The organism is Pseudomonas sp. B1(2018) (assembly GCF_003097365.1).
In the GTDB taxonomy this organism is placed as follows: Bacteria; Pseudomonadota; Gammaproteobacteria; order Pseudomonadales; family Pseudomonadaceae; genus Aquipseudomonas; species Aquipseudomonas laurylsulfatiphila.
Map to the genome: position 1 here is coordinate 136506 of NZ_PYUK01000001.1, position 15604 is coordinate 152109.

General features: G+C 62.5%; 11 protein-coding genes. All 11 read right to left on the reverse strand.

What is annotated here, in order from left to right:
* Positions 1-87 precede the first annotated feature (87 nt).
* The 11 genes from C9422_RS00615 to C9422_RS00665 all read right to left on the reverse strand — a co-directional run bounded on the left by C9422_RS00615 (position 88) and on the right by C9422_RS00665 (position 15599).
* Positions 88-2448: a tetratricopeptide repeat protein gene (locus tag C9422_RS00615; RefSeq protein WP_116579290.1), complete on the reverse strand. Its 2361-nt coding sequence runs from the start codon at positions 2446-2448 to the stop codon at positions 88-90.
* Between the two features lie 224 nt (positions 2449-2672).
* Positions 2673-5186, reverse strand: coding sequence for a fused MFS/spermidine synthase (locus C9422_RS00620; protein WP_116579291.1), 2514 nt, complete (start codon positions 5184-5186; stop codon positions 2673-2675).
* Between the two features lie 178 nt (positions 5187-5364).
* Positions 5365-6945, reverse strand: a complete 1581-nt coding sequence (locus C9422_RS00625; protein ID WP_116579292.1) for an arylsulfatase — start codon at positions 6943-6945, stop codon at positions 5365-5367.
* Between the two features lie 71 nt (positions 6946-7016).
* Positions 7017-8045 carry an HAD family phosphatase gene (locus C9422_RS00630; RefSeq protein ID WP_116579293.1) on the reverse strand — a complete coding sequence of 343 codons (1029 nt, stop codon included), beginning with the start codon at positions 8043-8045 and terminating at the stop codon, positions 7017-7019.
* On the reverse strand, positions 8042-9484 hold the full coding sequence (locus C9422_RS00635) for a BatD family protein (RefSeq protein ID WP_116579294.1): 1443 nt from the start codon (positions 9482-9484) through the stop codon (positions 8042-8044). The genes C9422_RS00630 and C9422_RS00635 overlap by 4 nt, the downstream gene beginning before the upstream one ends.
* Positions 9481-11067, reverse strand: coding sequence for a VWA domain-containing protein (locus C9422_RS00640; protein WP_116579295.1), 1587 nt, complete (start codon positions 11065-11067; stop codon positions 9481-9483). The genes C9422_RS00635 and C9422_RS00640 overlap by 4 nt, the downstream gene beginning before the upstream one ends.
* 1 nt (position 11068) lies before the next feature.
* Positions 11069-12061: a VWA domain-containing protein gene (locus C9422_RS00645; RefSeq protein WP_007979883.1), complete on the reverse strand. Its 993-nt coding sequence runs from the start codon at positions 12059-12061 to the stop codon at positions 11069-11071.
* Positions 12048-12620 (reverse strand): DUF4381 domain-containing protein, encoded by a 573-nt coding sequence (locus C9422_RS00650; protein ID WP_116579296.1) that lies wholly within the window; start codon positions 12618-12620, stop codon positions 12048-12050. Before C9422_RS00650 ends, C9422_RS00645 begins: the two co-directional genes overlap by 14 nt.
* Positions 12617-13561, reverse strand: a complete 945-nt coding sequence (locus C9422_RS00655) for a DUF58 domain-containing protein (protein ID WP_371924641.1) — start codon at positions 13559-13561, stop codon at positions 12617-12619. The genes C9422_RS00650 and C9422_RS00655 overlap by 4 nt, the downstream gene beginning before the upstream one ends.
* Positions 13561-14541 (reverse strand): MoxR family ATPase, encoded by a 981-nt coding sequence (locus C9422_RS00660; protein WP_102673574.1) that lies wholly within the window; start codon positions 14539-14541, stop codon positions 13561-13563. Before C9422_RS00660 ends, C9422_RS00655 begins: the two co-directional genes overlap by 1 nt.
* Before the next feature lie 14 nt (positions 14542-14555).
* Positions 14556-15599, reverse strand: a complete 1044-nt coding sequence (locus C9422_RS00665; protein ID WP_116579298.1) for a hypothetical protein — start codon at positions 15597-15599, stop codon at positions 14556-14558.
* Positions 15600-15604: the final 5 nt, after the last annotated feature.

A 15604-nucleotide genomic window follows, 5' to 3' on the forward strand; every position in this document is an offset into this window, starting at 1 on the left:
ACGCGAATATTCTGGATAAACGCGTCATCTGTAACATCATCGTCGGAACGCCGCCCGGAGCAAGCTCGCTCCTACAGGCGTCTCCCGTCATTTCAACGCCGGGTCCCCCATATTCATCTTCTTCCAGCCCTGCAACAGCACTTGTGCCTTGGGTTCCTGGCCGTTGGCCAGGTAATACTGGATCAGCGACAGCCGTGCATTGCGGTTGGCCGGTTGCTCTTTCAACAGCCGTTCCAGTTCTGCGCAGGCTTCGTCAATCTTCCCGCTGTCATGCAGGGCCACCGCCAGTACGTAGCCAAATTGCCCGCTCTGCGGTTCCAGTTTCGCGGCCTGGCGCAGGTACGGCATGGCTTGAGCCGCCTGGCCGGCACGAATCAGCGCCAGGCCCTGGGTGTATTGCAGCAGGCCCGAGTCAGGATGGTCCTTGAGGCTTTGCGCCAGCAGGGCATGACCTTCCTGGCTGCGACCGTTGGCCTCCAGCCACTGCACCAGCGTGACCAGCGCCGGGTAGAAGTCCGGATCGCGCTGCAGGGCCGTGCGCAGGAATCCTTCGACTTCTGCGTTGCGACCGCTGGCCTGATACAGCATCGCCAGGTTGAGGTTCGCTTCGGCGCGTTCGAGCAGGTTTTTCTGCACCGCCTCGTATTCGGCGATGGCGACATTCCAGCTGTCCTGCGCCGTGCCGAGGCCGTTGGCCGCGACACTGAGCAGATCACGGGCGGCGGCGATGCGCACGGCTCTCACAGGGTCACTCAACAAGGGTGTCAGCAGTGGCGCACGTTCCGCTGGCGGCAGGAAGGCGCTGAGTGCGCGGATGGCGCTCTCACGGACTTGCGGCGCCGGGTTGTTGAGGTCCCTGGTGGCCAGTTTCAACGCTTGCTCGCTTGGATACTGCGCCAATTCGCCAAGCAGCGTCGCGCGTTGGATCGCCGGCAGGTTGCTGCGTTGCAGTTGCTCGATCAAGGCCTGTGCGGCACCGGGCTGACCGTTGCGAATCAACCACAGGCTTTCGTCGTAGCGAGGGGCTTGTACCGCGCTGGCGTTGGCCGTGTTCCACAGCTTGAACTGCTCGGTGACCTTGTCGCCGGCCTTGCCCTGGTGGCAGGTCAGGCAGGCATCAGGTGTACCGAGTTTCTTTGCCCGCTCAGGATTGGGGATGCTGAAGCTGTGGTCATGCCGGAAATCATTGCCCATGTAGAACTTGCCGGGCATGTGGCAATCCACGCACTGCGAACCCGGTTGGCCCAGGGTGTGGCGGGTGTGTTCGACGGAGTCGTAGTTTTTTGCTTGCAGGCCCTTGCCGTCGACGCCTTCCACGGTGGTTTTGCCGGCGGTGTTGTGGCATTGCAGGCAGACACCGTTGCCTGGCGCTTTCAATTGCGTGCTGTGCGGGTTGTGGCAGTTGCTGCAGCGCACGCCCTTGTCGAACATTTTGCTCTGGGCAAAGGAGCCGTGTTCGAACACTTCGTCCTTGATCTTGCCGTCCAGCGCGTACAGTTCGCGGGTCAGGACGCTTGGCAGGTAGTCGTCCATCAGCCGTTTGCCGACCGTGTAGCCGTCGTCCAGAGGTGCGCGGCGCGAGTGGCAGCGGGCGCAGGTTTCGATTTCGACGGTGGCGTTCTTGTCCTTGAGGTCGACGGCGAAGCCGGCATGGATCAGGTCGGTCTTCTTCGCCGTCCATTCCAGGTGATTGGATGCGGGGCCATGACAGGCCTGGCAGCCGACACCCAGGCTGTTCCAGTGGCTGTCGAAGGTGTTTTTTGACGCATCGAAATTACGCTTGAAGCCGGTGGTATGGCATTCGACGCACATGAAGTTGGCGTTCTGGCTCGGTTTGCTCCAGTGCAGCGGGTTCTTGAAGTTCACGCCCTGGCCCGGGTAGAGGTGAAACCAGCGGTGCTTTTCGGTATCCCAGGCAATGCCAAGGGCCTGCAACCGGCCTTCGCCGACCTCGATCAGGTACTGCTGCAAGGGAGCGATGCCAAAGGCATAGGCCACCTTGAAATCGGTATTCCTGCCATCGATGCCCGGCGTGTTGACCCAGAATTCGTCGCCTTTGCGCGAGAACACCGTGGTCTCCTTTTCAGCCTTGAAGGTGACGTTGTTGAAGTCCCCGAGCATCGTGTCGGCGTTGGCTTGCTGCATCGCCAACTGGTGGTGGGAGCCTTGCCAGTCCTTGACCTGCTCGCCGTGGCAACCTTGGCATTGCTGCTCGTCGACCATTTTTGCAGGCGCGATGGCAACAGGTTGCGGTTTGGCCGGTTGAACAGCAGGGGGGCTGACGGTGACCGGCTTGGGCGGCGTCGGTGTACTGCTGAGCAAAAACCAGCCAATACCCGCCACAGTCAGCAACAGGATGCCGATGGTGACGGGGAACAGATAACGGTTGATCAGGGTCGGTTGCGAATCAGGGTTTGGCTGTGCAGCTTTGTTTTTATAGGTCGGCATTACGACTTCCATGGTCCAGGTGCGATTGCCGTCAGGCGCGCGTTGAAGCTTGATGCAGCTTTGCCGGATGGTCGGCGTCTGTCAAATAACTGATGTTGTGAAGCTGATGGCCCCTTCGTCGGAACGCCGCCCGGACCAAGCCCGCTCCCACACTGGATCTGTGAGCGCCACAAGTCCCCTGTGGGAGCGGGCTTGCCCGCGAAGGCGGCCTCCAAGGCGCTGCATCACTCCCCGACAAACCACCGGTAATATGGATTCCCGGCATCCCCACGCATCACCTCGCGCATATCCCTGGCCCAGCCCTCACGGTCACCCTCATAGGCATGCAGGCTGGCCCGGTAGAACTGCATCAGGCGTTGTTGCTGGGTGTTCATGCGCTCGATGAACCCGGCATCGGCGTTCAGCAGTGCGGGCGGCTGGTGCAAGTCGAGCAGGGCCGGCAGTACCCGTGTGATCTCCTTGGCCCGCACCCACGGCGCGTATTCGATTCGCGGTTGATCGTCCGTCACCGGTTGCGCTTGCCCAGCGAAGCGTTCCAGCCCCGTACGATCAGTCACCCAGGTGGCGAGCAATGCTGCGGCCGAGCCGATGCCGACATCCTGCAAGGTGCTGCGAACGCTGTCCTGCTGGAAGCGTGCGTTGATTTTCGCCGCATCCAGCTCGATCGGTTCCATCGAACCCACCAGCAGCATCTCGTGGAACTCGCTGGTCCACAGGGTCGCGTAGGGGAATACGTCGAGGAAACTGCGTACCAGCGAGCGCGAGTCGTCGATGTTCTGCGTCGGCAGCGGCAGCCATTGGGCGACCAGGCCCTGTTTCTGCAAACGGCTGGCGGCCAGTTGGTAGAAGTCCCGGGAATACAGGTTGACCACGCCGGCAGCGGAGGGCGGTGGCGGTTCAAGGGTGATCAGGTCGTAGCGCTGTGGATTGCGCAAGAGTTCCTGGCGACCGTCGCGCAAGCGCACATCGACACCCGGATCGGCCGCAGCATTGAAATTGCCCTTGAACAAGGGTGCCGCCTTGACCACCGAGGGCAGCAGTTCGGCGACCACGCGATGGTCCAGGGCGGGGTAGCGGGTCAGGGCACCGGCGGTGATGCCGGTACCGAAGCCGATCACCAGCGCCGAACGCGGTTCACCGTTGTGGATCAACAACGGCAGCAGCGCCTGAACCCGCATGTAGCGCAGGGACGGCATGGCGTCGCCGGTATTGGACACGCCCTGGATATACAAACGCTGGAACGCCCGTTCGCCCTTGCCCTGGGTGACCACGGCGACGGTCCCGCCACGGCCTTCTTCGTAAAACGTCAGCGTGCCATTGCGCGCGCCCGGCAGCAGGCTGGCGAGCTTGTTGACCGGCGTGAACACGGCCAGTGCCAGGGACACCAGGCCAATGGCAACCACCGCCTGGCGCCGGCCTTTCTTCACGCCATGGCCCTTGCGCACGGCGAGGTACGCGATACCGGCGGCGATAATTGCCAGCAGTCCCAGGGTCCGTACCAGGCCCAGCATCGGGATCAGGACGAAGCCGCAGAGCATCACGCCGATGATCCCGCCAAGGGTATTGAACGCGACGACTTCGCCAACGTTACGCCCCACCTGTGCGCCGCCGACGCTCAAGCGCAGGGCCAACGGGAACGCCGCGCCCAGTAACAGGGTCGGTACAAATACAATGCTCAAGGCTGCTACCGCAAACCGCGTGCTCATGCCCGCCAGTTCACTGCCGCCCCATGACAATACCCAGGATTCGGCCAGGGTCTGGGCGAGCACCAGCCAGCGTCCGAGCAACGCCACTTCCAGCAGGGCAATCGCCCCGGCGGCGGCAATCAGCAAACCGAACACTCCCCAGGGATCGCGCAGGCGATCGACCCGACGGGCCAGCAGCATGCTGCCCAGGAACAACCCGGTGAGGTAAGTCGCCAGCACCACGGCAAAGGCGTAGGTACGGGTGCTCATGAACTGCACGATCGATTGCGACCACACCACTTCGTAGCCCAGCGCTACGCCACCGGCAATGGAGTACAGCCAAAGGGCCAGGCGGTCGGGGGCTTTTTCAACGTGTTGTTTCGCCGCAGCATCGACGGGGGCCACGTGCCGGCGCTGGAACCACAGGGCCCCGGCGGCGGCCAGCAGGTTCAGCATGGCGGCGGCCAGCGCGCTGCCGCGCACGCCGAGGGTGGCAATCAGCACGAACGCGGCGAGCAGGGTGCCGGCGATGGCCCCGGCGGTGTTCGCCGCATACAGTTGCCCGCCGGCCTTGCCCAGGTGTTGCGGATCAGTGGCCAGGGAGCGAACCAGCACCGGCAGGGTGCCGCCCATCAACAGCGCGGGAATGCCCACCAGCGCGAACGGCAGCACCCAGGCCAGCAAACCCACGTGCGCTTCCAGCCAGGCAAACGGGCTGGCCGCGAGGCTCATGGCGAAGGTCGCAGCGACACCCAGCAGCGCCACCAGCACTTCCAGAATGGCGTAGAGCACAACCGGGTGCTGCATCCGGTCCGCCCAACGGCCGAACAGCAAGCCGCCCAAGGCCAGCCCGGCAAAGAATGCGCTGATCCCGGTGGTGATGGCATAGACCTCGACGCCTACGACCAACGACAGCTGCTTGATCCACAGCACTTGATACACCAGCGCCGCAGCGCCGGAGACAAACAGCAGCAGGGCGGGGATCAACAGTGCCGGGGAGGCGACTTGCGGGGCAGGTATGGCCGACGACTTGCTGGTGACACGTGAGGTCATGGATCTGTTGCCTTGTGCGAATTTTCGAATCGATTACGTAGGAGCTGCCGCAGGCTGCGATCTTTTGATCTTGATTTTAAGGAAGCAAGATCAAAAGATCGCAGCCTGCGGCAGCTCCTACAGTGATCGTATTCACATTGCAGAAAAGTCCGCTCGCCGGTGAGGGCGAGCGGCGGTCTTACTGTGCAGCTTTCATTTTTTCAGCGATCTTGGCATCTACCGCAGCACGGATCTGGTCGATGCTGAAGCTCGCCGGTTTCTGGCTTGGCGGGTATTCGATGAACGTCTGCAGGAACCCGGCTGCTTTTTGTACGGCTTGGGCGGCCAGGTAGACGTTTTTGGTCTGCCAATCGTAATACTGATCGGAAACCACGTCGGCCCGTTCATACGGGTCCATCCTCAGGTTGAAGATTTTCGGTACGCGCAGGCACACGAACGGTTCGCTCCAGACTTTGAAGCCACCGGGTTCGCGCTGCTCGCAGAACACCACTTTCCAGTTATCGAAGCGCATCGATACCAGCACGCCGTCGTCGTTGAAGTAGTAGAACTCCTTGCGCTCGCCTTTAGGCTGTTGGCCAGTCAGGTAGGGCAGTTGGTTGAAACCGTCCAGGTGCACTTTGAAGTTGTTGCCACCCGAGGTCGGTGCCCAGCCTTTGAGCAACTTGTTCTTCACGTCGGTTTCACCCGCTGCGGCGAGCAGGGTTGGGAACCAGTCCATGCCCGAGAACAACTCGTTGGAGACTTCACCGGCCTTGATCTTGCCCGGCCAACGAATGATCGCCGGCACACGGTAGGCGCCTTCCCAGTTGGAGTTCTTCTCGTTACGGAACGGCGTGGTCGCCGCGTCCGGCCAGGAGAACTGGTTCGGGCCGTTGTCGGTGGTGTAGACGACGATGGTGTTGTCGGCGATCTTCAGGTCGTCGAGGGTTTTCAGCAGTTTGCCGACGTCGCCGTCGTGCTCCAGCATGCCATCGGCGTAATCGTTGCCGGGCATGCCGCTCTGGCCCTTCATCGAGTCGCGTACGTGGGTGAACAGATGCATGCGCGTGGTGTTCATCCAGACGAAGAACGGCTTGTCGGCCTTCGCTTGTTTCTCGATGAACGCCTGCGCCGCCGCCGTGGTTTCGTCGTCGATGGTTTCCATGCGCTTGGTGGTCAGCGCACCGGTGTCTTCGATCTTGCCGTCGGCGAAGCTGTGGATCACGCCACGCGGGGTGTTGGCCTTGACGAACTCGGCATCGTCTTTTGGCCAGTACGGACGCTCAGGTTCTTCTTCGGCGTTGAGGTGGTACAGGTTGCCGAAGAACTCGTCGAAACCGTGATTGGTCGGCAGGTATTCATCCTTGTCGCCCAAGTGGTTTTTGCCAAACTGGCCGGTGGCATAACCCTGCGACTTGAGCGCCTGGGCGATGGTGATGTCGCGTTTTTGCAGGCCCACCGGTGCGCCCGGGATGCCGACTTTCGACAGACCGGTACGCAAAGGCGTCTGCCCGGTGATGAACGACGAACGCCCGGCGGTGCAGCTGTTCTCCGCGTAATAGTCGGTGAACATCATGCCTTCTTTGGCAATTCGGTCAATGTTGGGGGTCTTGTAGCCGACCACGCCCATGGAGTAGGCGCTGATGTTGGTCTGGCCGATATCGTCGCCGAATATCACCAGAATGTTGGGTTTTTCAGCGGCTCCGGCTGTTGCCGAAATCGCCATCACCGAGGCTGCCACCAGGGCGAGTTTCGGTAGCCACTTACCTATGCGAGTCATCTGACTGGCTCCTTTTCACTACGTCGCTGAAATGCGACAAACGTTTATTGCGGTCCTGCGTTACGTCTTTTTTACTGCGCTTGCTCGGGGGTGGCGGCGTCGTACGGATAGATCCGGCGCCATTCGGCCGCCATGTCGACGACTGTCCAGCCACGCTTGTTCGCTTCGTCCAGGGCCTTGTCCAGGCGACCGATCTGCGACTGTCGGTCGTAAGCCCATTCGCGTTTGGCGTCGGTGTGATGCACCAGTCCCATGAATCGTTTGCCGGGACCGGCGGCGGTCCACTGGAGCATTTGAAGGTCACCGTCGGAGTTGCCGAACGCGAGGATCGGTCGTTTGCCGATCACGGCATTGATGCTTTCCGGTTTGCCCGGGCCATCGTCGTTGTGGGCCAGTTTCGGCGTGCGCAGGATCGACGCCTGGCCGTCCTTGTACTGGAACGCGGTGACGAAGGTGGTGCCGATGACTTGTTCCGGTGGAACGCCGTAGACCTTCTCGGCAAAGGCTCGCATGAACCCGGTGTCGCCACCGGAGACGATGTAGGTCTTGAAGGCGTTACCGCGCAGGTAGTCGAGCATCTCCAGCATCGGCTGGAAGACCATTTCGGTGTACGGCTTGCCGGTTTTCGGGTGTCTGGCCTGACTCAGCCAGGTCTTGGCGTAGTCATCGAAGGCTTCGCTGGTCATGCCGGTGTGGGTCGCACCGAAGATCTTCATCATGCCCTCCAGGCCGCTGGCGGCCAGGGCCTTGTGATCGTTTTCCAGCACGGCCTGGAATGGCTGGGTGGTTTTCCATTCCGGGTGCTGCGCCGCGGTGCGTTTGACTTCTTCGAGGGCGAACAGCAATTCGAAGTACATCGGCTGCTCGCTCCACAAGGTGCCGTCGTTATCGAACACGGCAATGCGGTCCTCGGGTTTGACGAAGTCCTTGCTGTTTTGATCGGTCACCGCCTGCACGAACTCGATGATCTGCTTTTTCGACGGTCCATCGTTCCACGAGGGCAGCGGTTCGGCTGCCTGGACCAACAGCGGCAGGCTCAAGGCCAGGGTCAACAGGAAGCTGAATACGCGAGGATGGCGTAACGATATTGAATTGGTCATGGGAGACCCTTCTCGTGAACGGGGTTGAGCGGATGAAGAGCAGAAGAGACTGATTCCCTGTTGCACTCGGCCTGACTATGCAGCGTAGACAAGGATTCCCTGATTTGGCGCAAGGCCTGCTCTTTTTCCGGTTCGCGGCCGTAACAGGCCCGCAGGAAGCTTTGCAGGCGCGGGCCGAGACCGGTCAGTTTCAGGCCCCGGCGGCTGCGTCGGGTCCACAGGTACAGGGCGCTCAATTGCGTCGGTTTGCCCTCCAGTTGTGCCGGAATCTGCTGCCATGCGTAGTCGGCGGACTCGAGCCAGGCGGCGTGCCGGGCGCGGCGGCGCGCTTGCCACTTGAGGTGTGCGCGGCGTACAAGCGGGCGACTGAACCAGCCCAGGGCCCCCACCGCCAACGCCAGTGCCAATAGTCCGAACCAGTGCCCGGAAAGGTGCAAACGATTGTGCTGACCGAGTTTTTTCAGGTCTTCGGTGATTGAGAACACCGGCTTGTAGGCGCTGTTGGCCGCGGCGTCGAAGGTCACGCCAGGCACCGTGGCCGTGCGGGTTTGCCGGCTGCTGGCATCCCACCACTTCAGTTCGACGGCTGGCAGGCTGTAGTGGCCTTCGGTGTCGATTCGATACGTCACGCTGTCGATGCGCTGGCCGCCAATGAAGTTACCGCGACCGTCATCCAGATTGCGGATTTGTGGGGCTTTCGGGTAACGGCTCAGGCCCTTGATGGCCTCCAGCGTCGGTGTCGGCAGTGACATGGCCAGGGCTCCGTCGGCCTGTAGCGTCAGTTCCCGGGTGATGCTGTCGCCGACCTTCAGCGGCGTGGCTGAATTAATGGTCTTCTGGGTGAAGCGCAGCCCCTGCGCCACCAGCACCGCCTCCCCGGGCTGGAATCCCGGCGGCTGTGCGGCGTTGAAGTGCAATGGCTGACTTTGGGCGCTGAGTTCGTGGCTGGCCTGGCCCGGTGTGGCTTGAACGGTCAGTGCCGGAATGTCGAAGCCCCGGGCCAGGTTCGGGGTGATCAGGTAGCTGTAGCGCATGCCGCTGAAGGATTGGCCGTCGATCGTCTGGTTCAGGTGTTCGGCGTGGCCGTCCGGTGGCATCACCAGTGCGCCGGGCAGTTTCAGGTCGGGCAGGGTGGGGGCATTGGTGAACCAGGTGTCGGTGAAGACATCGAGTTGCAGTTCGACCAGGCTGCCGACCATGACGGGGTCGGTGGGTTGCAGGGTGGCGTTGACCCGCAGCTGGGGTTCGGCGGCGAGGGTGCCGGTGCTGATCAGGCAAAGGAACAAGGTGCCGAGTTTTGTGGTGAGCGATCTGGCCCTTTCGCGGGCAAGCCCGCTCCCACAGGGGATCGGTGGCGCACACAAATCCAGTGTGGGAGCGAGCTTGTCTCCGGGCGGCGATCCGACGATGGCCGCGACGCGGTTTTTAAGGCAGCTCATGGCTTGGCCCCCGCCTGATCCTGCAGACTGAACTTCTGCTTGAGAAACTTCGCCGGCGACGTGGTCAGGTTCTGCAACCATTGCTCATCCGAGGCCGCTTGTTGGGTTTCCATCTTTTTGCTTTGGCCTTTACCCGGCGCCTTGTCCATCTTGATTTCGTCGGGTTTGACCTCCGGCGCGTTTTTCTCGGCGCTTTCGGTGTCTTTCTGCAAGGCGATGGCCAGGGCCAGGTTGGCCGTGGCTTCCGGGAACTGCGGTTGCAACTTCAGTGCCTGCTGATAGGCCGCGATGGCCTGATCGAACTTGAACCTGCGCACGTAGATATTGCCCAGGTAGAAATAGGCCGGCGGTGTATCGAGCCGCGCGAAGCTGGCCAGTGCCAGGTCGAAATCGGCCGCGTTGTAGGCGGCCACGCCTTTCCAGTACGGATCGACGAACAGCGCCGCGGCCTGAGGGTAGTGCTGGTGTTCGAAGGCCCAGCGGCCTTGCTGGTCGCGGGTGAAAAAGGCATCGGTCAGCGCATTGGCCTGTGCCGGCGCCGGTTGCAGGCCCAGGCCCAGGCCCACCGCCAGCAGCAGTCCAGCCATCCAGTTCACGCTCCAGCCCCTGCGTACGCTGAAGAAAGCGAACAGCAACAGCGGCCAGCACAACCAGTAGCCGGCGTCTTTCCAGTGCAATTCACGCTGTTCGTCGCTGGCGGACTGGTAGTGCTGCTCGGCGTGCAATTCGATCCAGTCCAGATCGTCATCGTTGAGAGTCAGGCTGCCCAGCGGGGCATCCAACGTTGAGGCAAGCTGCTTGAGGGCGTCCTGGTCGAAACTGCCAAGTTGCGGGCGACCCTTGCTGTCGATGCGTGGCTGGCCGCTGGCATCTCGGATGATCCCGCCGTCGCTGCTGCCGGCCGCCAGAATCAGCACTTGCAAGGCACTGCCAGCCAGTCGTTTGTCCAGCCCGGCCAGTGTCGAGGTGTCGGCGCCATCGGTGATCAGCAGCAGGGTGCCGGGTGTTTTTTCGGCGGCCAGCAGGCGCTTGGCCTGATCGATGACCGCGCCGACATCTTTCCCCGGTTTGTTGATCAGGTCGGTGCTCAGGGCCTGAATGAAGGTATCGAGCAGGGCCGGGTCATCGGTGGCGGGCAACACCAGATGTGCGCTGCCGGCATAGGCAATCAAGGCGTTGCGCGAACCGGCGCGGCGTTGGATGAGGTCGTGGAGCTTGTGCTTGACCGCTTCCAGGCGACTGGGTGGAACGTCGCTGGCGTCCATGGACGGCGACAGGTCGACGGCGATGATCAGCGGCGCGCGGTTTTCCAGAAAGTCCGGGCGATCCTGTTCCCAGGTCGGTCCGGCTGCGGCGAGGGCACCCAGTACCAACAGCGCACACAGCAGATGCACCGGGCGCAGGCGGTGCCGGTCTTGCGGGGTGATGAGCAGATGCGGCAGCAGGTGCGCCGCGATGTTGCTGCGCCAGCGCCGTTGCAAATCCTGGCTATGTCGCCACAGCACTGGCAGCAGTGCGCCGAACACGGCGATCAACAGCCACACAGGACGCAGGAAATGGAAGTCGCCGAGGTTGATGTCCATCTCAGGTCTCCTGCCGTTGACGGGCGAGCATCAGCCGTGGAAGCAGCAGGGCGCCCAGGTGATACATCGCCAGCAGAGCAATGGCCGCGCCCAGCGGCCACCAGAACAGATCGCGTTTGGGCTGGTGGCTGAGGGTTTTCACCTGATGCGGGGTGAGTTTGTCGAGGGTGCTGTAGACCTGATCCAGAGCGTTGCGGTCTTCGGCGCGGAAGAAGCGTCCGCCGGTGGCCTGGGCGATGTCCTGCAAACCTTGCAGGTTGACCTTGGCTTCGCCTTCGGCGTTCGGGTCGCCGATGCCGATGGTGTGAATCACCACCCCTTTGGCAGCAGCCATGGCGGCCGCGTGATCCGGGGTGATGGCGCTGCTGGTGTCGTTGCCGTCGGTCAGCAGGATCAGCACTTTTTCCTGCTCGTGGGCCTGCTCCAGCAGTTTCAGGCTCAGGCCGATGGCGTCGCCGATGGCGGTGTTGGGGCCGGCCATGCCGATGCCGGTGTCGTCCAGCAGCAGTGACAGGCTGGCGTGATCGAGGGTCAAGGGGGCCTGCGGATAGGCGCCGGTGCCGAACACGATCAGTCCGATTCGATCGTCCTTGCGCTTGTCAATGAACCCGTGCACCACGTCCTTGACCGCGGCCAGGCGGTTGATTTTCTGGCCGTTGGCGTCGGTGAAGTCGGTGGTTTCCATCGACTGGGATATGTCGATGGCCAGCATCAGGTCACGCACCGGCTGCTGGCGCTCGATGGGCTGTTCCACCCACACCGGCCGGCTCGCCGCCACCAGCAACAGTGTCCAGACCAGCAGGTTCAGGAGTAACTGCCAGCCGTTGCTGCGGGTACCGGCCTGGCTGGGTGCCTGGCCGACAGCACGGCTCATGGCGCCGAAAAACGGTACGCGCACGGCACTGCGCGCCTCGCGGTAATCGGGCAGGTAGCGATAGCCCAACCATGGCAAGGGCAGCAGGATCAGCAACCAGGGGTAATCAAGCTGCCACATGATGACGCTCCACCCAGGTTTTGCAGGTATTGAACAGTTGCTGTCGCTGTTCGCTGGGCATGGCCCGCAAGGAGGCGTCCGGCGCATAGGCAAGCCGCGCCAGTTGCTGGCTGAAATCGGCCGGTAAGGGCTGTTTACTGTGCCGCTGCAAAAACACCTGCCAGTCCTCCTTTCCCAACGCCGCAACCGTCCCCCTGTAGGAGCTGCCGAAGGCTGCGATCTTTTGATCTTCAGCGGTAAAAGATCGCAGCCTTCGGCAGCTCCTACAGGGGGCATGGGGGGCGGGCATGGAGAGGGCCACGCGTTTGAGCAATTCCGGAAGTTCGCGCAATGCATTCAGGTCATCGCTGCGTTGCTGTAACTCCGCCAACCGTGCCAGCGCCTCGCGCCGATAGCAATCGCGCCGCCATTGCCAGTAACGTCGGGCACCGACCAGCAACAGGCTGAGCACCAATAATGTCAGCAACGCCCACCAACCCCAGGTCTGCGGCGCATAGCTGACCGGAGCCGGCAGGGCCATTTCCTTGAGTTGGTCGATACTCGGGATAGCGGGGTTCATCGGCGTCTCCCGGCGAGCTTGCCCAGTTCGGCGCGCAGTTGTTCGTGGGCTTCGGTGGCGGTGCTGAACATCATCAACGGCACCTGGCTGCGGCGCAGCAAGGTCGCGACGTCCTTGAGCCGACCGCTGAGAAAATCCCCCAAGGGCTGATGCACCTGTTGCCGATCCACCGCCAATTCCACCTGCAATTGCCCCTGGGTGATCAGCACGCGGCCGTTTTTCGGCAGGTTCAGCGCCAGCGGGTCATAGATCTGCATGGCGATCACATCGTTATGGGCCGCCAGTTGCCGCATGAGCTGCAAGGTGCGTTCGCCGGCCCCGGCAAAATCACTGACGATGCAGATCAGGTGATCGTGACCGGCCACGGCCAGGCAATGCTGCAGGACCTTGTCGAGCTGGTCTGCGCCCTCGGCATCCGGGTTGCCCGCATTGAGCGCCTGGTTTTGTTGGGCAATGCGACTGCACAGCGCCTCGACGCGTTTGCGGCTGCGCAGCGGGGCGATGCTGTCGATGCGTTGATCGTTGAATACCAGCCCACCAACCCGGTCGCCGGCGTTGAACACCATCCACGCCGCCAGGGCGCCGAGTTCGGCGGCGACCGCGGATTTGAAGCTGCGTTGCGAACCAAAGAACATCGACATGCGCTGGTCGACGAGGATCAGCGCCGGGCGGTCGCGCTCTTCGGTGAATGTCCGTACCACCGGTTTGCCGGTGCGCAGGGAGGCGCGCCAGTCGAGATGACGCAAATCGTCCCCCGGCTGATAACGGCGCAGCTCATCGAAGTTCAGGCCGCGGCCACGCAAGCGTGAAGCGTGATTGCCTGCGAGGATGCTGCCTTGAGGTTGGCGAGCGACAAAACTCAGGTCACGGGCCTTGAACTCCAGGGCCATCAACTGCGCCAGAGAGACATACACCAGGCCGTCGACGCTGTTCATGGGCATCAGGCCGGGATCGCGACTTTATCGAGCAGACGGTCGAGCACCTGGTCTGCGCTCACGCCATCGGCCACCGCGTCGTAGCTCAGTTGCAGACGATGGCGCAGCACCGGGTGCACCACGGCGCGGACGTTGTCCGGAGACACGAAATCCTGGCCCTGCAACCAGGCGTCGGCCCGGGCACAACGGTCCAGGCCGATACCGCCGCGAGGGCTGGCGCCGATGCTGATCCAGCGCCCGAGATCGGCGTCGTAGTCGGCCGGATGGCGCGTGGCGTTGATCAGGTCGATCAGGTAACGGTCGATGGCCGGGGACACGTGCACGGCACTGACTTCCCGGCGCGCGGCAAAGATCACGTCCTGGGCCAGGGCGAACCCCTGCACCGCAGCCGTTTTGGCGCCGAGCGCCTGTTCTTCTTCGCGCAGCAGGCGCAGCACCTGGCTTTCGTTTTCCGCGCTCGGGTAATCGAGCAGCACTTTCATCAGGAAGCGGTCCATCTGCGCTTCCGGCAGCGGGTACGTACCTTCCTGTTCGATCGGGTTCTGGGTCGCCACCACGATGAACAGTTCCGGTAGGGCATGGCTGTTGCCGGCCACGGTGATCTGGCGTTCTTCCATGGCTTCGAGCAACGCCGCCTGGACCTTGGCCGGCGCACGGTTGATTTCGTCGGCCAGGATCAGGTTGCCGAACAGCGGGCCGGGCTGGAAGCGGATTTCGTTCTTGCCTTCGACCTGATGCAGTACCTCGGCGCCGGTGATGTCCGACGGCAGCAAGTCCGGGGTGAACTGGATGCGACTCATCTTCGCGTCCAGGTGTTTGGCCAGTGCTTTCACCGTGCGGGTCTTGGCCAGGCCCGGCAGGCTTTCCAGCAGCAGATGCCCGTTGGCCAGCAGGCCGACGAGGATTTGCCGGATCACCTGGTCCTGACCGAGCACCGCTTCGGCGATGCTGGCTTGCAGGGCGTTGAGGTCGTTGAGTGCGGTCATGAAAGGTTCCTCGCTCAAAGCATGAAGGTCGGAATGACCGGAATGAATGACAGCCGGAAATTCCAGCGACTGCTGATGAGGTCGTCGGGGTGAATCGCCGAATACTGGATCTCCCCGGAAATACGCACCGGCAGCTTGCCGAAGTTGAATATCCGCCCGGCGCCGAGGCCGACAGGGAAGGTCACTTTGTTGCCGCCTTCGGCTTTCCAGTTCACGGTGACGTTGGGCGTCATGCCGATCCGCCATTGCTCGGGGCCGGGAATGGCGCGCTGGATGAAATACTGAATGTTGGTCAGGCTCACATCCTTGCGCCGGCTGTCGCCACCGACCGACCACCAGTGTTGCGGGAACAGGCCCAGGGTCCAGTCTTCGCCCAGGTACGCGGCGACGAACGCCGGGCCCAGGGAATATTTGCCGGTGCCCAGAACGTCTTTTTCCGCAGTGGGGAACATCGCGGTCGGGCCGAACCCCCAGACCATCTTGCCGCCCCCGGCGAAGCGCACCGGCTCCTTGGGCGAGAACACACCGACATAGGCCAGATCGCCAAAACCGCTGGTGCGGTCGAACGGGTCTTGCACGACCGAGGCAAAGTCGCCACGGTCGCTGAGGATATCGCTGGGGCCCATGCCGATCAGGTTGCCGGCCCGGTGGTTGATCGGGGCGCTGACGTAGCTAATGGGCAGGCGGTTGATCAGGTTCCAGTCTTCGCCGATGGAAATCGGGAAGGTCGGCATGAAACTGTACTTGCCCAGCATGCGTGTGCCGTTGCTGTGCGGACCTTTGAGTGCGGTGTAGTCGAACTGATTGAACAGCAACACCAGATTGCCCACCGGGTTATCCATCAACTTGGCGATTTGCTCGGTCGACGGGTCGCAGCCGGCCGCCACGACTTTTTTCAGGTCGATGTCGAAGTCCTGTTGCAGCCGGTGACAAGTCTCGGGGTCACCTTTGGCGGCGGCCTGCGCCGGCGCGTCAGTCAGCGTGGGCAATTCACCGCTGGCGCAGGCGAAGCCGCTCAACAGGACACTGCAAAAGGTCAAACGAGTACTGATGGCCATCCCAG